Source organism: Brevibacillus sp. IT-7CA2 (genome assembly GCF_949767855.1).
Classification (GTDB): Bacteria; Bacillota; Bacilli; order Brevibacillales; family Brevibacillaceae; genus Brevibacillus.
This window is the reverse complement of the sequence record NZ_CATKQT010000051.1, coordinates 124,781-143,316: the sequence shown is the minus strand read 5'-3', so window position 1 is coordinate 143,316 and position 18,536 is coordinate 124,781. Positions and strand designations below refer to the sequence as shown.

Here is an 18,536-nt window from a genome sequence, read left to right as displayed (position 1 = left end):
TACCCAATTCTATAAATGCCACCTGTGAAAGTTATGCAGGTGGTAATTTAATATACGGGGCAGCGGTGGAGAGAAGAATATTTCCAGTCTACGCTCCGGGCTACGTCCTGCTAGGGTGTGGGAACTGTCCGCTCCGCAGCGACTTGCGGGGAAATGCAAAAGTGGTAGCCGCTCCGCCGTTTGGGCATGTTGCATTTCTTTTGCCCGCCAATCACTGCGAAGCTGGGTTGGACTTCGAAAGTCGCTAGGGCTAGAAATATTCTTCTCTGACGCGGCTATGACCAGCCCACCGAGGCTCCATGGAAAAAGCGAAACACACCTCTGAGAAGCATGAAAAAAGGTTTTACAAACCAGTTATGTCATTTCTATGGATGGGTCCGGCGATCCGATTCTCATTAATCCGGCAGGAAAGGTTTTCATCTGCTATCACGATACCGGGGAGATCAAGTTATTAGCGGATTCATTCGAGGTGCTGATCGAGGAAAATTTTTATGAATGGTGAGTAGTCCAATTCGGTAATAAGCCAAAAAGGCTGGCGGTAAAGTGTAGCGGCAGATTTTTCGCCGATAGTCCCGTTTGATCTATATGAAATGCGAATCACGAACTATGGGTATCTCTAAAGTCTTACTTTAAAGGAGTGTTTACTGGTGATCACCATTTATGAGGAACGGCGGACAGGAGCCATGGCGGAGACAGTTAAGCATGATCATGCATCACTTGAGAAGTGTTTGGAGGTCATCCGGAAGATGGACGGCTTCCTATGCAGTCAGATCAGTATTCAACATATGGATAAGCTGATCATGATCGGCGGCGGGAGTCACCAGTTCATCGTTACTGTTGAGACAAACACGGCGATTCATAGCCTTCTTAGTTTACAGGAGGAAGAAGAGGATTTGGTTGAGCTTACCGTAGGGGGCCAAGCCTGTGAATTTCCTCAGCATTACATCGTAAGCATTGAGCAAGTTGAATCTGCACTCCTGCAATTATTGACAGATACAATCACAGAACTGCACTGGGAAATTATCGAAAAATAATGACCATAAGCTAAGCTAAGTTGAGACATATCTAGATGGCGGCAATCGGATTTAAAGAAACTTGCTAGGACCATGCTGTGAAACCAAACAATAAAAAATGGAAGCCAGTATTATGCTTGCTGAAAAGTCAACATATACAGTGAGCTCAAAAAGTGGCCATCCCGCAAAGGATGGCCTTAAAACTTGTTATCAACATTGCTTCACTTTATTCAGTAATCGCGCGCCGCGTCGAACCAGCGGTGAGCCGTCTCCTCCGTAATAGGCTGGCCGATTAGGTGGTCAGACTGGCTTAGTTGCCATACAGCTTCACCTAGGTCTTCTCGTTCACTGGTTTCGATACCTTTGAGGGTGTTGAAACGCACGGTGAAGGCGGTAATGGCTGCCTCGGCATCAGCAAGGCTGCGGGCTTGGGCCAAGGTCGCTTGTGCAACGTCATAGGCTTCATTAGCCAGCTTGGCCAGACGTTTCGGCCAGGACGAAAATGGGCGGCCAAACTCGGTCGTCCACCACTCAGGCTTCCGTAATTGGCTCACGGAAGCGTAGCCCGTCCATGGGCGGGTGTTAGCTCGCGCTTTCATTTGCTGCCTCAGTCGCTTGCCCGTAATCTCCTCCACGTTATAGGCGATAAATCTGTCAAGCAACGGCCACGCATTTAATGGCGGCAAGTCACCCAGATCAGGCATGAAGCGCAGCTCCAAATTCGTTAACTGGGTCTGACGAGCTAAGAGCTCCAAATCGCAGAAATTCCCCCACAAACTCAGTGATGAAAGATTCTGGAATCGACTTAGGCACTCCAGTGAGATAGGCTGCGCCAGCGGTTCGTTTCGAAGCGTCAGGCTCGTGACCTGGTGCAGCTCGCCCAGATCGGGTAGCAAGAAGGGATCATGATTCTTGCGGCGGCTGGTGCGCGGCTTCAGTGTCAGAGAGTATGGCATGTCGCCAGCGACAGAGAAACGCGATAGATCGCCAGCTACACTCAGACGGAAATATTCAGAGATATGGCGTTTCGGGAGCTTCAGATGCAAACGGCTATCAAACTGGTCCAGTTCGATATGCAAGCCGTGCAATTTGGACTGGCTCGCGTCGACGTCTATGTCTTTAGGCAGGAACGGAACCCATGCCATTTCTTCAATGGGCCGTTCTTTGGCCCAGTCGAAGAAGCCCGCGTCGCTACCTGTGTAGTACAGAACTCGCGGCCAAGGCGAGCCAGCTGGCGTGGCAAAGGAATCGAATACGTTCCAATTGATGGGCGTATAGGGATCGACGTGCAGGTCTGTTTTATTGCCCAATTGTGACGGTCCAATGGAGAGACTACCTACGCCGGGCTTGAGAACAAGTGTGTGGCTGTGAGGGCCGGTCAGGTCGATAGGATAACGACCATCTTCTCTTATAGAACCAGCAGAAGAACGAACTTGCTTATGAATTGGCATTTCCCTCATCCTTCCTTCTTAACTTCTGACTTATCCGCTATGTATCAACCATATCAATACCTTGGGGCTTACCAAAAATATAGCATAGAAAATAGCAGTTGCTGAGGTGGAGAGAAGAATATTTCCAGTCTACGCTCCGGGCTACGTCCTACTAGGATGTATAGACTGTCCGCTCCGCAGCGATTTGCGGGGAAACGTAAAAGTGGTAGCCGCTTCGTCGCGTGGGCACGCTTCATTTCTTTTGCCCGTAAATCACTGCGGAGCTGGGGTGGACTTCGAAAGTCGCTAGGACTGGAAATATTCTTCTCTGACGTTGCTGTTCAAAGATTTTCAATCCTTAAAACCCACTTGAAAACTCATTCGCTCGCAAGGAAACAGGAGAAATAAGCGAAGATCTTTGGGGCACCCACGGAGGCGCAATGGAAAAGGCGAAACACGCCTTTAAGCGTCCACCTCTGAGAAGCACCCCTGAACCTCTACTTTGGACGCGGTTTCGCTTTTTCCATGGAGCCGTGCAGTGAATCCCCCTAGCAGGTGACCCAAGAAGCTGGAGCGTTTTCTCCTGTTTCCTCCCACCACAGCGGCTAGAATGACGAGTATCAAATCAAGACTAAAAGTATCAAATCGATACAATTAAATCTCATTTTGATACGATTGCCACCAAAACACAAAGCCATCCACGCCTCATACCGTTGGCACGATCCTTGCTTTATCAATAGGATGAAACGAACCGAGGAGGTACACATCAAATGGATAAACGTAATCAACCACCAATCCACGTCGTAAAAAATAAGAGAAAAAATAGCGAAAGTGCTCGCATTCCTGCTTATTTGACCACAATAGAATCCCGTTTTGCCAAAGCCTTTCACCAATCTCTCGCAAACTACGAGCCAACTCCCCTCGTTACATTGCCTGCGTTAGCGCGTGAGCTGGGAGTAGGACAAGTCCTTGTAAAAGATGAGTCCAAACGATTTGGTCTCAATGCCTTCAAGGTTTTGGGAGCTTCTTACGCGATGGCCCGTTTCTTGTGCGAAAAGCTGGGGAAATCGACAGAAGAGATGACCTTTAAAGCACTGTGCTCCCAAGACATGAGAGAGCGAATCGGAGAAGTCACTTTCATCACTGCGACAGATGGCAATCACGGAAGGGCCGTTGCATGGGCTGCCAAGGCACTCGGACAGCATGCCGTTGTTTATTTGCCCAAAGGCTCCGCCCAGCAACGGGTAGATGCGATACGCGAGGCGGGCGCACAAGCTCACGTCATCAATGGAAACTACGATGAAGCCGTGCGTCTCTCAGAACAAATGGCGAAGGAACGTGGTTGGCAAGTGATTCAAGATACGGCATGGGAAGGCTACACGACCATTCCCACATGGATCATGCAAGGCTATACAACGATGGCGGCAGAGGTAATGGAACAACTCTCAGCCCTCACCGATTCCAAACAGCCGACGCATCTATTCTTGCAGGCAGGTGTCGGTTCCATGGCTGCCGCAGTCTTGGGACATTTCGTAGCAGCGTCATCAAACAAAGACGTAACGACCGTGATCATCGAGCCACATAGCGCCAATTGCATGGTCCTTTCAGCAGAAGAGAACGACGGACAACCACATGCAGCTACGGGCGAACTCGAAACCATCATGGCAGGTCTAGCATGTGGAGAACCGAATCCGATGGCATGGGAGATCTTGCGGGAGCATGCAGACTTCTTCGTCAGCTGTGCCGATTACGTGGCGGCAAACGGCATGCGTATACTTGCGACACCGACTGGAGACGACTCTTCCATTGTGAGTGGGGAAAGTGGAGCAGTCGGCGTAGGGCTACTCGCTGCCTTGATGACCAAGCCAATGTATCATCAACAGCGTGAGCAGCTTGGCTTGAACGAAAAATCCATTGTCTTGTGCTTTAGTACGGAAGGTGACACGGATCGGGATATCTACAAACGCATCATCTGGGAAGGCGCATGCCGAGAAGAGGAGGATATGGAAAAATGAACGTGACGATCAATCGAGACGAACTGATTTCATTGGTGCAGGATTTGATTCGGATTGATTCGGTGAACCCGTACCTTGATGAGGATGGGCCGGGCGAGAAAGCGATCGCCACTTTTATTCGAGAGCGTTTGGTGGCGGCTGGACTGGAGGTCCATGTCACGCTTATTAACGACACAGCGGTCAATGTCGTCGGGATCCTACGGGGAACAGGCGGCGGCAAATCCTTGATGCTAAATGGGCATATGGATACGGTAAGCGCCAAACGCATGGAAATTCTGCCGTTTGAGCCAACCCTTGTGGACAACAAAATTTACGGCAGAGGCAGTCAGGACATGAAGGGAAGTCTGGGGGCCATGATCGCCGCAGTAGAGGCAATCGCACAAGCAAAAGTTCCGCTGGCAGGAGATGTCATTTTGACTTTTGTCGCTGACGAGGAATATAAAAGCATCGGGACGGAGGAGCTGGTAAAGGCGTACAAAGCAGATGCGGCGATATGCTGTGAGCCTTCTGATCTGGCGATTGGTGTCGTTCACAGAGGATTTGCCTGGGTCAAATGCGAAGTGCTGGGCAAGGCAGCTCACGGCAGTCGTCCAGCAGAAGGGATTGATGCAATCGTTCGGGCGGGCAGGGTCCTGCAAGAGCTGGAGCATCTCTCGGACAGATTGGCTAAAGGCACGGTTCATCCGATTCTCGGTGCGGCTTCTGTCCATGCATCACTCATTCAGGGTGGAACGGAGCTGTCCACCTATCCAGATTATTGCCGTATCGACTGGGAGAGAAGGACGTTGCCGGGCGAGACAGAGGCAGACGTGGCCAATGAAATGGAAGCATTACTGCAAAAGCTGCGCGCTGAAGATGAGACGTTTCAAGCAAGCGCCGAGCTGTCATTTTTGCGAGAGCCGTTTGAAGTCGGGCTGGATGAACCTGTTTATGTAGCCCTTCAGGCTGCATGTAAGAGCGTGATGGGAAAAACGCCAGAGGTATGCGGGTTTTCGGGATGGACGGATGCGGCATTATTGCAGGAAGCGGGAATCCCTACTGTCTTGTTTGGACCAGTGGGAGCGGGGCTGCATGCGGCAGTCGAATATGTAGAGGTGGATAGCTTGGTAGACATGAGTGCCATCTTGGTAGAGACGATTTGCGATTTTGCCAGTAAAAAACGGTATAAGGGCAGGCTTCTCCTGTGATGCGCTATAATGTAGGCAAGAGATTGACGGGAGGGGAAGCCAGATGCCCTTGCGAGATATTCAAGAAAGTGTGCAACAGATTGCTTCGGCTGTTGCATCCGTTCTGCGCGTAGAGGTAGAGATTGCAGACAGTCAGTTTTTACGGATCGCAGGGACGGGGAAGAATGAGGCTGGCGTTTTGCGGACGATGGCAGGAGAGGACCATATATACCGGGAGTCGTTGCTCGCCGGGCATCCTGTTGTGATTATGCACCCGGGGCAGGATGAGCGGTGCCGTCCCTGTATGCATTATGGAAATTGCACGGAGACGGGAGAGATTTGTTGCCCGATTCAATTAGACAATGAAAATATAGGTGTGATCGGCCTGCTCGCTTTCGATGAGGAGCAGCGTGAGCGGTTGTTTGCGGATGTGGATGCGATATTAACATATTTGCAAAAAATGGCCGAGCTGATCGCCATTAAGCTAAAAGAGCATTACTTGTACGTCGAGCAGTTGCATACGGTAGAAAAACTGCGTGTCGTCATGGATGAAATGGACAAGGCCGTGTTTCTCGTCGATCAAGACAATCGGATCATTCAGGCGAACCAGCGTGCCCGTCAGTATTTGCAGCTCGATCACGACGACAGTCAAACGGCAGAATGGATAGATGCCATTCGCCGCGCAGATGCTGCGCAGTCTGCGCCAAAGCAGGTCGTTTTGTCCATCGGGCAGGAAGACAAGGCATTTTTGTTTGCCATCAAACCCATTCTACTAGCAGGAACGGTCAAAGAATGGGTGATTACGCTTGATGATGTACAAGAAGTCGTGCAAATTGCAAGGCAAGTGAGTGGATACTCGGAGCCCGACCCTTTTCGGATGATCGGTGGAAACAGTCCTGCGATCGTACAGGCAAAGGAAGTGGCAAGACGTGTGGCAGCCAGTGATTCGACTGTCTTGCTTCAAGGTGAAAGTGGTACTGGTAAGGAGCTCTTTGCCAAAGCCATTCATCAGGCAAGCCCGCGCCGTGACGCGCCGTTCCTCTCGATTAATTGCGCCGCAATCCCTGAGCATTTGATGGAGAGCGAGTTGTTCGGCTACGAGGAAGGCTCATTCACAGGAGCGCGAAAAGGTGGAAAGCCAGGCTTGTTTGAGGTCGCAGGAAAAGGCACATTGTTTCTCGATGAAATTGGGGATATGCCTATGCATTTACAGAGCAAGCTGCTGCGCGTGTTGCAAGAAAAGGAACTGTACCGAATCGGAGGTAACGGCAAGCCCATACGCTTAGCGGCAAGGATCATTGCAGCGACCCATCTGGATTTGCAGGAGCGGGTAGACGCGGGGTTGTTTCGGTTGGACCTGTACTATCGATTGCATGTGATTCCCATCCACTTGCCCTCGCTGCGAGAACGTAGAGAGGATATACTGCCTTTGGCGAACGATATCCTTTTGGCGCATGCAAATCGGGTGGGAAAGAAGTTGCACGGCTTTTCCCAAGAGACGCAAAACGTCCTGTTTCATCACGACTGGAGAGGAAATGTCCGAGAGCTGGAAAATGTAATCGAGTACGCGGTCAATATGGAAGCAGCCTCTTGGGTTCAGCCTGCGAGCTTGCCCATTCGAACGGGAATGCTGCGAGAATCTTCCCCACATTCCGTAAAAGAAAGTCAGGGGCCATTCGACTGGCAAAAGCAAGGACTTATGCTGAAAGAACTGGAACGAGCAGCTATCGATACCGTGATGCAACAAATACGGGATAGAAACGGACGAAAAGAAGAAGCAGCTGCGCTATTAGGCATAAGCCGGGCAACGCTGTTTCGGAAACTGCGCGAGTACGGAATCACCTGATCCGACTTCTGGCTGATTTTTTGGGATTGAGCGGATAATGTGGTATGATGGTTTCGATACAGGAAGAGAGAATGGTAAAAGGAAGGAGTGCCAAAAGAAAATGAGAGAAGTATTGGGATGGATTCGATCGATAACCTTTGCTGTCGTTTTCGCTCTTGTCCTCGGAATCTTTGTATTTCAACCGTTCAAGGTTGATGGGCATTCCATGGACCCTACCTTACAAGACGAACAGCGCATATATGTATCTAAACTATCACACACGTTTTCTTATTTGCCAGATTACGGCGATATTGTCGTGATCGACAGTCGGGTAGAGCGTGACCGTACTTTGATGGACGATATTGTGGGGCATCCTTTGGTGTCTCTGGTCACAGGTCAAGGCGATGATCACACGATGTATGTGAAGCGGGTCATTGGAAGACCAGGTGACGTACTAGAGTTCAAAGCCAACAAGGTGTATCGAAACGGCGAGGCATTGAACGAACCATACATCAAAGAAACGATGGAATATGTAGCGGACGGAAAGATCGCGGTTCCAGCCGATCATGTTTTTGTCATGGGAGATAACCGGAATCACAGCACAGATTCTCGCGATATTGGCTTTATTCCGCTGGATCATGTGATGGGAACCATGATCGAAAATCCTCTCAAGAAGTAAGAATGTGAGTGAGAAAAGGTTGTCCATTTATGGGCAACCTTTGTTTCATAGAGAAAGATGTCCCACTTTTCTGATTGCTCTAAAAGGAGGACGGCTTATGCCCAGTATTTTGATAGCGGATCGGGACCAGAACGAACGAATCGGAATCGGATGGCTCGTCAATAGCTATGCCATTCCGTATGACAAGGTGCATAGTGCTAGGACCATGGAAGACGTTTTCGAAATGATGGAAGCGCATACACCGGAAGTGATCTGTATTGAACTGGACATGATCGGGCGCGGGCAGTGGGACCGGCTGAAGCTTCTGGTGGATCAGTATCGTCCGACCGTTGTGGTGACCACCTCAGAGGCGACGTTTGAGCGGGCGATGCAGGGGATTGGACTTTATGCACGCGATCTATGGTTGAAGCCACAGACACCTGAGTACATCAGGAGAATCCTGACGAGATGCTGTCAGGAGCGCTTGGATCGGAAGCGAATGAGCGAAGAGAAGGGAACGGGATCGGACAATGCTAGGGATGTCTCATATCTTGACCTGTTTTTCCCCGGGCTTGCACAAGCCAAGTCTTATTCGCTCATGCTGGCTCAACTGGAGGATCCGAAGCGGCATCCCGAGCTGCTGCGCTTTTTTGAAGAATATCCGTTTCGCGACAAACCGGACCTTTTGCCGCTAGGGGAGGCCATTGTGGGGGTATTTCCAATGGATGCGGTGCTCTCGCCTTCTACGCTCCACCAAATGGGCAAGCGTTTGCTGATGGACTGGGAAGCAAACAATGATGCGCCGCTCTTTTTGGTCATGTATGACGCAAGCAACCATGAGCAGAGCTTGAACGAAACGTATGCGGAAGCGAGCCAATCCCTGCAAGTCCGCTTTTTCAAAGGATATCGGCAAGTGACGGTCGTGGATAATCGTGTGAATTGGACCATGATTGACCCATTTTTGACGCCCGCCGAACAGCGCACGTGGGTTGAAATGCTGGATGAAGGCAATCGGGAAGAGTTGAAGCAGTGGCTGTATACACACTTCTTTTACAAGGAAGAGCCTTTTCCGGAGCCGGGACTGTTGCGTATTCGGCTGACGAGTATTTTGGCACAAATCAGGCGATACATGATATCACGTGGTCTTGACTCCGCACCTTTGGAAGAGGAGTATCATCGGGTTTTCGAAACGATTCTTTACTCGCCGATCTTGTATCGGATCGTCGTGGAGCTGCTGCTGTTCATTAATCAGCTTCTTGATGCCGCCCATCATTCCGTCGACGAGTCCCGTGCAGATGTCGTGGAACAGGCGATTCGCTATATAGAAGGACGTTACACCGATCCTGCACTGCGTCTGGAGGAGGTTGCACGCTATATCGACCGCAGCCCTTCCTATTTCAGTACACTGCTTGCGCAAAAGCAAGGAAGCTCTTTTCGCCAGATACTCACATCGTTGCGGGTAAAAGAAGCACGCCGATTGCTTCTTGAGACATCCTTGTCTGTCCAAGAGGTAGCAGAGCGATGTGGATTCATTAACGCCAATTATTTCAGTAAAATTTTTAAGGAAAAGACAGGGACAACTCCACGTTTGTTACGAAATCAGAAAAAAAGATAGAAATCGAAAGAAAAGACAGATTTTTTCGTCAAACCATAAATGCGGTTGCAAATGAATCGAAAATAGAGGCACCAAATCGAAAGCGCGGTGCCTTTTTTGTCTTTCCTTGCTTTTTTACAATGGAGCTAAGAAATACATCCTTTTAGAAAAGCAGGTGGAAATGATGACGACGACACAATCCGTTGAGCAATTGATCCAAGCTTTTTCAGGTACCCAATTACATACAAAGGGATGGGTGCAGGAAGCGGCGTTGCGCATGCTCTTGAACAACCTCAATCCTGATGTAGCGGAGCGTACAGAGGATCTGGTCGTATACGGCGGAATTGGCAAGGCGGCACGGAACTGGGAATGCTTCGATGCGATTGTCAAAACATTGCAAACGTTAGAGAGCGATGAAACACTCCTCATCCAGTCAGGGAAGCCGGTTGCTGTATTCAAATCGCATACAGATGCGCCGCGTGTGCTGCTGGCAAACTCGAATCTGGTGCCTGCCTGGGCGAATTGGGAGCATTTCCACGAGCTGGACAAAAAGGGTTTGATGATGTACGGACAAATGACAGCGGGAAGCTGGATTTACATAGGCAGCCAGGGCATCGTGCAAGGAACATATGAGACGTTTGCAGAACTGGCACGCCAGCATTTTGAAGGCACGCTGGCCGGAACGATTACCGTAACAGCAGGCTTGGGCGGTATGGGTGGTGCGCAACCGTTGGCCGTATCGCTCAATGGTGGCGTTAGCATCAATATCGAGGTGGACCCGACCCGTATCCAACGCAGACTGGACACGAAATACTTGGACGTGATGACAGAGAGTCTGGACGAAGCGATCCGTTTGGCGGAAGAAGCGAAGCGCGACAAAAAAGGCATTTCCATCGGGCTGTTAGGCAATGCACCCGAAGTGCTGAATGCCATGCTGGCTCGCGACTTTATCCCGGACGTGCTGACGGACCAGACCTCCTCGCATGATCCACTAAACGGTTACATTCCCATCGGCATGTCACTGGAGGAAGCAGCCGAACTCCGGACCCGCGATCCGAAAGCGTACGAATCTCGCGCAAAAGCAAGCATCGCTGAACACGTTCGTGCCATGCTCGCCATGCAGGAAAAAGGTGCAGTCACTTTCGACTATGGCAATAACATCAGGCAGGTGGCAAAAAACGAAGGTGTGGAGGATGCATTCCGTTTCCCTGGCTTTGTGCCAGCCTACATCCGTCCGCAATTTTGCGAGGGCAAGGGGCCGTTCCGGTGGGTAGCACTGTCTGGTGACCCTGAGGATATTTACAAGACAGACGAAGTCATTCTTCGCGAGTTTTCCTACAACACGCATCTGTGCAACTGGATTCGCATGGCGCAGGAGCGCATTCAGTTCCAGGGACTGCCTTCCCGAATTTGCTGGTTAGGCTATGGCGAGCGTGCGCGTTTTGGTCAAATCATTAATGAGATGGTGGCGCGCGGTGAGCTATCGGCCCCTATCGTCATTGGACGTGACCATCTGGACTCCGGTTCTGTCGCTTCACCAAACCGTGAGACAGAAGCGATGAAGGATGGCAGCGATGCGGTTGCAGACTGGCCGATTCTCAATGCCATGATCAATGCGGTAGGCGGAGCGAGCTGGGTATCTGTGCACCACGGAGGCGGTGTTGGCATGGGCTACTCTCTCCACGCCGGAATGGTCATCGTGGCTGACGGAACACCAGAAGCAGCACGTCGTCTGGAGCGCGTCCTCACGACAGATCCAGGCATGGGCATCGTCCGACATGTCGATGCAGGGTACGATCTCGCGATTCAAACAGCCAAGGAAAAAGGCGTCCACATTCCGATGATGAAGGAGTAAAAGCCATGACTAAACCTGTATGGATTCGCCACGCCAGTCAGCTTGCCACGCTGGCTGGCGGCTCCTCTTCCCCTGTAGTAGGAGCGCAAATGAACGAGTTGTCGATCATCGAGGACGGAAGCATCTGGCTGGAAGGCGGCGTTATCCAGCGAGTGGGAACAGATGAAGAGCTGTCGCTTCACTATCGAGACCGTGCGCATGAGGCGCAAATCATCGATGCTTCGGGCAAACTGGTCGCACCAGGGCTGATCGATCCGCATACCCATCTGGTGCACGCGGGCAGTCGTCAAAACGAGTTTAACATGCGGCTAAACGGTGCGACCTATATGGAGATTATGAATAATGGTGGCGGAATTCACTCGACCACCGCAGCGACGCGTGCAGCGACCCATGAAGAGCTATTTGCCCAGAGCAAGCAGCGTCTCGACCAGTTTCTGCTGCACGGGGTCACAACCGTCGAGGCGAAAAGCGGCTACGGCCTGACATTGGAAGATGAGCTGAAGCAGCTAGAGGTAGCCAAGCGGTTGCACGAGGAACATCCCATCGATATCGTCAGTACCTTCATGGGTGCACATGCGGTGCCACGTGAATACAAGGAAAATCCGGATGCGTTTGTAGACGTGGTCATCGAGGAAATGATCCCGGAGGTGGCTCGTCGCAAGCTCGCCGTCTTTAACGATGTGTTTTGTGAAAGAGGTGTGTTCACCCCGGAGCAGTCCCGACGCATTCTCGAGGCAGGGGTCCGTCATGGGTTGCTGCCGAAGATTCATGCGGACGAAATCGAACCGTATGAAGGGGCAGAGCTGGCAGCTTCGGTTGGAGCGGTATCAGCGGATCATTTGCTGCGCGCCTCTGACAAGGGGATTGAACAGATGGCAGAAGCGGGTGTCATCGCTGTGTTACTGCCTGGTACGGCGTTTTTCCTGATGGCAGAGTCAGCAAATGGTAGGAAAATGATTGATCGTGGCGTGGCTGTCGCGATTTCAACGGATTGCAATCCGGGCTCGTCTCCAACAGTTTCGCTCCCACTCATCATGAATCTGGGTTGCCTGAAAATGGGGATGACACCAGCCGAGGTGCTGACGGCAGCTACCATCAACGCTGCTCACGCAATCCGCTGCGCGCATGAAGTCGGCAGCCTTGAGGTCGGGAAAAAAGCAGATGTCACGATTTTTGACGTTCCTGATTTCATGACCTTGCAATATCGTTATGGGATCAACCACGTAAACACGGTAATCAAAAACGGAACGATTGTCGTTGCTGAGGGCAGACTGGCGTAATACGAAAGAGAGCAAAAGAAAACGGATAGAAGTGGGGGAGACCGGCTTGTCTTTGAAATGGGGGGACATGTATGGGCAACATTTCGAACAGCAATCTTGCACCGCATCCTAGTCAGCAAGCCGTATCCACCACACATGCTTGGAAGTTTTTTGTTTTTAGCCTCATTGGCATTTTCGTCTTTTTTATCCCTGTTACGATTACTAACACGAGCTCGATTATGCTGGATCATATCGTGACATGGGTTCGGCAAATCATGCCGAGTGCGATACCGATGTATGCCTTGCTTGTGATTGTGCTTGGGGCCATTTATCCGTTTGTAACGGGCAGTTGGAAGCAGAGCAAAGTAAACCTCGTCTTTTCTGCGCTAAAAGTACTGGGTGTGCCTATCGCTCTGTTGATCTATTTTCAGGCGGGTCCTGCATGGCTGCTGGACAAGAATATGGGGCCATTTCTCTTCGAAAAGCTGGTGATTCCCGTAGGCATGGTGGTTCCGATTGGCTCCGTGTTCTTGGCTCTGCTGGTTGGCTACGGCCTTTTGGAATTTATAGGTGTACTGGTACAACCGATTATGCGCCCGATTTGGAAAACACCTGGCCGCTCTGCAGTAGATGCGGTGGCTTCCTTTGTGGGAAGCTATTCTATCGGTCTTTTGATCACGAACCGGGTATTCAAAGAAGGCAAATATACGATTAAAGAAGCAGCCATCATTGCAACGGGCTTTTCCACCGTTTCTGCGACATTTATGATCGTCATCGCGAAAACATTGGATTTGATGAATTACTGGAATCTTTACTTCTGGGTGTCGCTCGTGGTGACGTTTCTCGTAACTGCAGTGACGGTGCGTATTTGGCCGTTGTCCAACATGAGCGATGCGTATTACCAGGACAACGGTGATCCTGAGAAAGTAATCAAGGAAAAGCGATTGCGCCAGGCGTGGACGGAAGCAATGGAAGCGGCGGGAAAAGCACTGCCGCTAACACGGAACATTTGGGAGAACTTGCGGGATGGCTTTATCATGACCATGAGTATTCTTCCGTCCATCATGTCGGTCGGTTTACTCGGGTTGGTGCTGGCCGAATTTACCCCTTTGTTTGACTGGCTTGGCTACTTGTTTTATCCGATTACATGGCTCTTGCAAATTCCAGAGCCGATGCTGGCTGCAAAAGCGTCAGCGATCGAAATTGCCGAAATGTTTTTGCCAGCTCTGCTTGTAGTGAAAGCACCGCTAGTCACCAAGTTTGTGATTGCGGTCGTTTCGGTTTCTTCCATTCTGTTCTTTTCAGCGACGATTCCTTGCATTTTGTCCACGGAGATTCCGATTAGTATTCCAAAGCTTCTGGTGATTTGGGTAGAGCGTACAATTCTAACCCTGCTGCTTGTGACCCCTCTAGCATTCCTGCTTCTGCCATGAGCAAGAAAAGTGGTATGATGGTGGCAGGTTCGAACAAGCAGAGGAAAGAGGGGGTAGTCATGTCAGGATTCGGAATATTCCGTGACGTGGTCACGTCAGGGCAGCAACTGCGCGAAATGGTCGGAGAGCCAAGTCGTCTCGTACAGAACAAGGCGATAACCCAGTTGGATGACCATAGCCGCAATTATATTGCCCAAGCGCCATTTCTCATCATTGCCACAGCAGACAAAGATGGCCATTGCGATGCTTCGCCACGTGGAGATGCGCCTGGCTTTGTGCATGTCATCGACGATCACCATCTCGTCATCCCTGAGCGCCCAGGAAACAAGCGGATGGACTCCATTACGAACATTTTGGTCAACCCGCATATTGGGCTTATCTTTTTGATTCCTACGCTGGAAGAGACATTCCGCGTGAACGGCAAGGCTTGCATTATTCGCGATGAAGAAATACTGGCGAAGATGGCGGTAAACGGGAAGGTGCCTACGCTTGGGATCGGTGTGAAGGTAGAGGAGTGCTTCGTCCACTGTGCGAAGGCATTTATGCGCTCTGGTTTATGGAAGCCGGAGTCATGGCCGGCAGAGGGGACGACTCCTAATGTCGCACAAATGCTGGCGGACCATGTGAAGCTTCCCGGTGTGACGGCAAAAGAGGTGGCAGAGGGCTTGCAAGACAGCTATACGAAACGATTGTACTAAACTAATAACGTCGAAAGAGAAACGGTAGCCATCCATTCAGCGTGGCTGTCGTTTCGTCATGTTATTCGCGAACAGGATCATCTACCAGCCACCCTGCACCGACTTCACCCCAGTAGTAACACTCCAACGAATACGATTGCATATTCGAATAGCGGATGTGTTCCGGGATAATGAATGCGGGATTTACGCCACCTGTTCCACCTGTGGGCGTTCCTTTCGTGATCCCGCGGAAAATGACCTTGATATTATAGGTGGGCAGATTGGTCATGCTCCTCAGTCTATTAATAACTCGTTCCTTGAGATCGCCTAGTTCGGCAGCCGCATTGTTTTCCGCTTTTGTGTAAGGCCAAGGATTTTCCGAATGATACTTTTGAATGACGATGACGTATTCATCATATTGACCAGTGTCGCGCCGTTTGTCCAATTGGCCGATCGCTTCATGAATGCGGGCGTTAATTTGTAAATCATCATGGGAGCTGATCGTCTTGATCTCCATCGCAACGCGTTTATTTACTTCTAAAATGTTGGAATGTTCCTCGTCGTCGTCCATCATGTGGACTTTCTCATCGTTGTCGTTTTCCTGCTTCTCCAAATAGTTGTAATCGATGTCAGGATCGTTGTCCTTATCTTGACCGAAATATGGCGTGATCTCCGTTCCAAAAAGACGCTGTGCCTCTTCTAATTCTGTATAGTTCCCACCTGTAACCGAGAAAATGTCCGAAATTTTGGAGTGCAGACTGTAGCTGTACTTCACTTTGTTAAAGTAAGACAAGTAGTTTGTCTCGTCAAAAAGTTCATTGATTGTTCCTTCATGTAAATCATTGGTTTTCGCCACATGCTTATTCCACATTCTGCGTGCATCTAACAAGGCTTCATCCCACGTTCCTTGTATGATTGGGCATGATACAGAACTTGTTGCGTTATAGTCTGTGCTGTCCAGCTTGGTACCAGCAGCCGCAACAGATCCGTAGCGATCAGCTTCCGCTTCGAGAGCAGGATCATCATTGATCGGCAGGCTGGCATCCGGAACGTTCGCTTTTACCCGTCCTTGTCTTTGCTGAACCACATGTGTCAGCTCATGACCGAGTAGCTGTTGACCGCTTTGCGTCTCCGGCTGATAGGTGCCGGGAGCAAAGTGAATGTCATTCCCTTGGGCGAAGGCAACAGCCCCGATTTGGGAGGCGACAGACGATTCTGGATGAATCTGTACATCTGAAAAATTAGTGTGAAAAGCCTTCTCCATTTTTGCTTGGACGGAATCAGGGAGTGAGCGGCCGCTGCCTGCCGATAGATTCTCCGATTTTTGCAAGGGAGTCCTCGATAACATGCGCTGCACAGCTTGATTGCCGAGAGTCTTTTGCAGAGAAAGGATGTGGGAAGAGTGACTCGCCTTTCTTTGGACCTGGCTCGGCTGGAGCATGGGCCTGGAAACAGATGCTTTCGTTTTTTCATGAGTCGCATCGATAGACGGCTTGCTAGATTCATAGCGTCGCATTTTTACACCCCCTCAGCTTTTGTCACGTCCAATTGAACGGGTTCCTTTTGCTGTGCCTGATAGAAATAGAGATACAGATACGGGTCGACCAGATAGCTCGTGATAGCTCCAGTACGGTTAGAGTAGGTGGAGGACGTCTTGGGCAAAATGGCAGATTTGCTGTCGAGCTCGTTCCGATCTTCTTTGACGATAGAGATGACCTGTGGGTGATATACGTGGACGGCAGTGACAATCTGCTTGCTAGGGTGTCCTGGTGCTGGTTCAAGCGTAAAAGCCATATTCATTTCGCGATAGGAAACCTTCTCTGGTGATAAAGATGCCTCTACTGTTGGCGAAGCCTCCGATGCTTTTTGATCGGCAGGAGGAGGGACAGCACCTTCGGCAATCTTCGGCGCGTCATCGTCGGGCTTGCCCATAATCTCTTCCAGCTTGGTCCTAGAGATGCCGATGAATCCAGGCAAATAAATACGCCCTTCGCGGAAATACCCTTTGTACAACGGCAAGCCTTCCTTGTCGTAGAGCACCCCGATGCCGTCGTAGGCACCTGCCCGAAATTGCCCTTGATACAACAGAGCGTCTTCGGCAGAACGAAGCTCTCCCGTTCCATGATAATGCCCTTCGGCAAAGCTGCCTTTATACAGCGTTACGCCACTTGCATCACGAAGCTCGCCTTGCCCGTGATACACGCCCAGAAAAAAGTCACCTTGATAGACGATACTGCCGTTCGAAGAGAATTTGGTTCCGGCTCCATTGAAGTGCCCATTTCGAAAATGACCTTCATACACGAGCTTGCCATCCCGATCAAAAAAACTTCCGGTTCCATTGTATCTGCCGTCCACAAATTGCCCTTTGTACTGCACGAGCCCGTTTTCGTAGTAATCGGTACCTTCACCGCCGTAGAAGCCATTGTCAAACAGTCCGTCGTAGAGCAGCTTTCCATCCTTCGTAAAAAGCCTGCCAGCTCCGTTGTACACGCCGTTTTTAAAAGCACCCTCGTATTTGATTGCACCGTTTGTGTACAATTCCTGACCGGCTCCATCCAGCTTTCCATTTTTGAATTCTCCCTGAAAAACGACTTGTTGGTTGTCGTTGTATAACGCTCCCTGACCAGCATAAACGCCATTTTCAAACCCACCTTGATAGACGAGAACGCCTTTCCGGTATCCTTTGCCTAAGCCTTGCGGAGTGCCACTTTTGAACTCGCCGCTGTATAGAAGCTTCCCTTTGTCGTCATAGAGCTCGCCTTTTCCGTCATACAGACCATCCACGAGCTGACCAGAATAGATCATCGTGCCTTCCGGGTTGTAGATGATCGCCAGACCCGTGTCGGAAATCTGTTGATTTGGAGTTTTTAGATGAATGACGATGGGACGTTGCAAAAAGCGGTTAAGCGCATCGGGAGGATTGATGAACAGGAAGTAGACCAGGACAAGGAGGAACAGTCCTGTCAAAATGAGAAAGCGTCTGGCGATGTAAAAACGGCCGATATGCACGTAATCGTTGAGTGAAGTTTCTTTTTTGGTGAACAGTCCGGCAATGCCGTTCTTGATCCAATCGAGGACTTGCTTGGGGAGGGCGGCTCCTTTTTTTATCCAATCCTGCATCCATTTTTTGAGCGGATTGGTGAGCGGGTCGACAATCGTTTGTTCTGTTAGCTTTTGGAGTTGTTTGTCCATATGTTTCCTCCCTATCTGTCAGGGAACCTGAATCGTCGCTTGACCGGGGTTCGTTATCTGGATGACGCCACCCCAACTGCACATGAGCTTGGAGGTTTGATTGAGGGCAGGCATGTTGGCGACGAGAACAGTAGGGGAGCCAGGAACCCAAGGGGCGGCGGTGACAGGAACGCAGGGGACTGGAGTGAAAACGCCCAGCTTCGCCGCTGTGGCTGCTGCGACCTGAGGGTTGGACATCGTATTGCACATTCCGAATGGAAGGACGTTTACCATCGGTTTATTGTCCATGATGTTTGCGATCGGCATACTGGTAGTGACGCGATTCACAGGGAGCACCATAAGTGAACTGGGAGCTGCGCCGAAGCTACACTGCAGCATGGCTCCTCCGCAGACGAGTTGTCCCATGAAGCCAACTCCTT

The 18,536-nt window shown here is 50.5% G+C and carries 16 protein-coding genes; 12 read left to right on the top strand and 4 right to left on the bottom strand.

Annotated features, from left to right (window positions below; all coding sequences use genetic code 11):
• Positions 1 to 65 precede the first annotated feature (65 nt).
• From ACM6JA_RS24220 to ACM6JA_RS24210, 3 genes are all read left to right on the top strand, one after another.
• On the top strand, positions 66 to 248 hold the full coding sequence (locus tag ACM6JA_RS24220) for a hypothetical protein (RefSeq protein ID WP_414854425.1): 183 nt from the start codon (positions 66 to 68) through the stop codon (positions 246 to 248).
• A 119-nt stretch (positions 249 to 367) separates the two neighbouring features.
• A complete protein-coding gene (locus tag ACM6JA_RS24215) occupies positions 368 to 502 on the top strand; it encodes a hypothetical protein (protein ID WP_414854424.1) in 135 nt (44 codons plus the stop codon).
• A 145-nt stretch (positions 503 to 647) separates the two neighbouring features.
• On the top strand, positions 648 to 1,034 hold the full coding sequence (locus ACM6JA_RS24210) for a hypothetical protein (protein ID WP_414854423.1): 387 nt from the start codon (positions 648 to 650) through the stop codon (positions 1,032 to 1,034).
• Between the two features lie 209 nt (positions 1,035 to 1,243).
• Here ACM6JA_RS24210 and ACM6JA_RS24205 read toward each other — a convergent pair whose 3' ends face one another.
• A complete protein-coding gene (locus ACM6JA_RS24205; protein WP_414854422.1) occupies positions 1,244 to 2,464 on the bottom strand; it encodes a hypothetical protein in 1,221 nt (406 codons plus the stop codon).
• 749 nt (positions 2,465 to 3,213) lie between these two features.
• On the opposite strand from ACM6JA_RS24205, the gene dpaL reads away from it, so the two are divergent.
• The 9 genes from dpaL (at position 3,214) to ACM6JA_RS24160 (ending at position 14,946) form a co-directional block, all read left to right on the top strand.
• Positions 3,214 to 4,458 carry a diaminopropionate ammonia-lyase gene (gene dpaL / locus ACM6JA_RS24200; RefSeq protein ID WP_414854421.1) on the top strand — a complete coding sequence of 415 codons (1,245 nt, stop codon included), beginning with the start codon at positions 3,214 to 3,216 and terminating at the stop codon, positions 4,456 to 4,458.
• Entirely contained in the window at positions 4,455 to 5,645 is a 1,191-nt protein-coding gene (locus ACM6JA_RS24195; RefSeq protein ID WP_414854420.1) for an ArgE/DapE family deacylase, read from the top strand. The genes dpaL and ACM6JA_RS24195 overlap by 4 nt, the downstream gene beginning before the upstream one ends.
• Positions 5,646 to 5,688: 43 nt before the next feature.
• Positions 5,689 to 7,470, top strand: a complete 1,782-nt coding sequence (locus ACM6JA_RS24190; protein WP_414854419.1) for a sigma-54 interaction domain-containing protein — start codon at positions 5,689 to 5,691, stop codon at positions 7,468 to 7,470.
• Positions 7,471 to 7,570: 100 nt separating this feature from the next.
• Positions 7,571 to 8,128 (top strand): signal peptidase I, encoded by a 558-nt coding sequence (gene lepB / locus ACM6JA_RS24185; RefSeq protein WP_414854418.1) that lies wholly within the window; start codon positions 7,571 to 7,573, stop codon positions 8,126 to 8,128.
• A gap of 97 nt (positions 8,129 to 8,225) precedes the next feature.
• On the top strand, positions 8,226 to 9,722 hold the full coding sequence (locus ACM6JA_RS24180) for a helix-turn-helix domain-containing protein (RefSeq protein WP_414854417.1): 1,497 nt from the start codon (positions 8,226 to 8,228) through the stop codon (positions 9,720 to 9,722).
• Between the two features lie 163 nt (positions 9,723 to 9,885).
• Complete coding sequence (gene hutU, locus ACM6JA_RS24175) at positions 9,886 to 11,556, top strand: urocanate hydratase (RefSeq protein ID WP_414854416.1); 1,671 nt, start codon at positions 9,886 to 9,888, stop codon at positions 11,554 to 11,556.
• 5 nt (positions 11,557 to 11,561) lie between these two features.
• Complete coding sequence (hutI, locus tag ACM6JA_RS24170) at positions 11,562 to 12,836, top strand: imidazolonepropionase (protein WP_414854415.1); 1,275 nt, start codon at positions 11,562 to 11,564, stop codon at positions 12,834 to 12,836.
• Between the two features lie 71 nt (positions 12,837 to 12,907).
• Positions 12,908 to 14,248, top strand: a complete 1,341-nt coding sequence (locus tag ACM6JA_RS24165) for a YjiH family protein (RefSeq protein ID WP_414854414.1) — start codon at positions 12,908 to 12,910, stop codon at positions 14,246 to 14,248.
• 59 nt (positions 14,249 to 14,307) lie between these two features.
• Positions 14,308 to 14,946, top strand: coding sequence for a pyridoxamine 5'-phosphate oxidase family protein (locus ACM6JA_RS24160; protein ID WP_414854413.1), 639 nt, complete (start codon positions 14,308 to 14,310; stop codon positions 14,944 to 14,946).
• A gap of 61 nt (positions 14,947 to 15,007) precedes the next feature.
• Here ACM6JA_RS24160 and ACM6JA_RS24155 read toward each other — a convergent pair whose 3' ends face one another.
• The 3 genes from ACM6JA_RS24155 to ACM6JA_RS24145 are packed head-to-tail and all read right to left on the bottom strand — an operon-like array spanning position 15,008 to position 18,522.
• Positions 15,008 to 16,441, bottom strand: a complete 1,434-nt coding sequence (locus tag ACM6JA_RS24155) for a DUF4157 domain-containing protein (RefSeq protein ID WP_414854412.1) — start codon at positions 16,439 to 16,441, stop codon at positions 15,008 to 15,010.
• A 2-nt stretch (positions 16,442 to 16,443) separates the two neighbouring features.
• The gene (locus tag ACM6JA_RS24150; RefSeq protein ID WP_414854411.1) at positions 16,444 to 18,117 is read right to left on the bottom strand and encodes an MORN repeat-containing protein; all 1,674 of its coding nucleotides are present in this window, start codon (positions 18,115 to 18,117) and stop codon (positions 16,444 to 16,446) included.
• 18 nt (positions 18,118 to 18,135) lie between these two features.
• Positions 18,136 to 18,522 (bottom strand): DUF4280 domain-containing protein, encoded by a 387-nt coding sequence (locus ACM6JA_RS24145; RefSeq protein WP_007721356.1) that lies wholly within the window; start codon positions 18,520 to 18,522, stop codon positions 18,136 to 18,138.
• Between the last annotated feature and the right edge of the window lie 14 nt (positions 18,523 to 18,536).

What these genes read in the sequence shown, in the direction of transcription:
- ACM6JA_RS24215 (WP_414854424.1), top strand. Translation starts at nt 368, where the DNA reads ATGGATGGGTCCGGCGATCCGATTCTCATTAATCCGGCAGGAAAGGTT.
- ACM6JA_RS24205 (WP_414854422.1), bottom strand. Translation starts at nt 2,464, where the DNA reads ATGCCAATTCATAAGCAAGTTCGTTCTTCTGCTGGTTCTATAAGAGAA.
- dpaL (WP_414854421.1), top strand. Translation starts at nt 3,214, where the DNA reads ATGGATAAACGTAATCAACCACCAATCCACGTCGTAAAAAATAAGAGA.
- ACM6JA_RS24195 (WP_414854420.1), top strand. Translation starts at nt 4,455, where the DNA reads ATGAACGTGACGATCAATCGAGACGAACTGATTTCATTGGTGCAGGAT.
- ACM6JA_RS24190 (WP_414854419.1), top strand. Translation starts at nt 5,689, where the DNA reads ATGCCCTTGCGAGATATTCAAGAAAGTGTGCAACAGATTGCTTCGGCT.
- lepB (WP_414854418.1), top strand. Translation starts at nt 7,571, where the DNA reads ATGAGAGAAGTATTGGGATGGATTCGATCGATAACCTTTGCTGTCGTT.
- ACM6JA_RS24180 (WP_414854417.1), top strand. Translation starts at nt 8,226, where the DNA reads ATGCCCAGTATTTTGATAGCGGATCGGGACCAGAACGAACGAATCGGA.
- hutU (WP_414854416.1), top strand. Translation starts at nt 9,886, where the DNA reads ATGACGACGACACAATCCGTTGAGCAATTGATCCAAGCTTTTTCAGGT.
- hutI (WP_414854415.1), top strand. Translation starts at nt 11,562, where the DNA reads ATGACTAAACCTGTATGGATTCGCCACGCCAGTCAGCTTGCCACGCTG.
- ACM6JA_RS24165 (WP_414854414.1), top strand. Translation starts at nt 12,908, where the DNA reads ATGGGCAACATTTCGAACAGCAATCTTGCACCGCATCCTAGTCAGCAA.
- ACM6JA_RS24160 (WP_414854413.1), top strand. Translation starts at nt 14,308, where the DNA reads ATGTCAGGATTCGGAATATTCCGTGACGTGGTCACGTCAGGGCAGCAA.
- ACM6JA_RS24155 (WP_414854412.1), bottom strand. Translation starts at nt 16,441, where the DNA reads ATGCGACGCTATGAATCTAGCAAGCCGTCTATCGATGCGACTCATGAA.
- ACM6JA_RS24150 (WP_414854411.1), bottom strand. Translation starts at nt 18,117, where the DNA reads ATGGACAAACAACTCCAAAAGCTAACAGAACAAACGATTGTCGACCCG.
- ACM6JA_RS24145 (WP_007721356.1), bottom strand. Translation starts at nt 18,522, where the DNA reads ATGGGACAACTCGTCTGCGGAGGAGCCATGCTGCAGTGTAGCTTCGGC.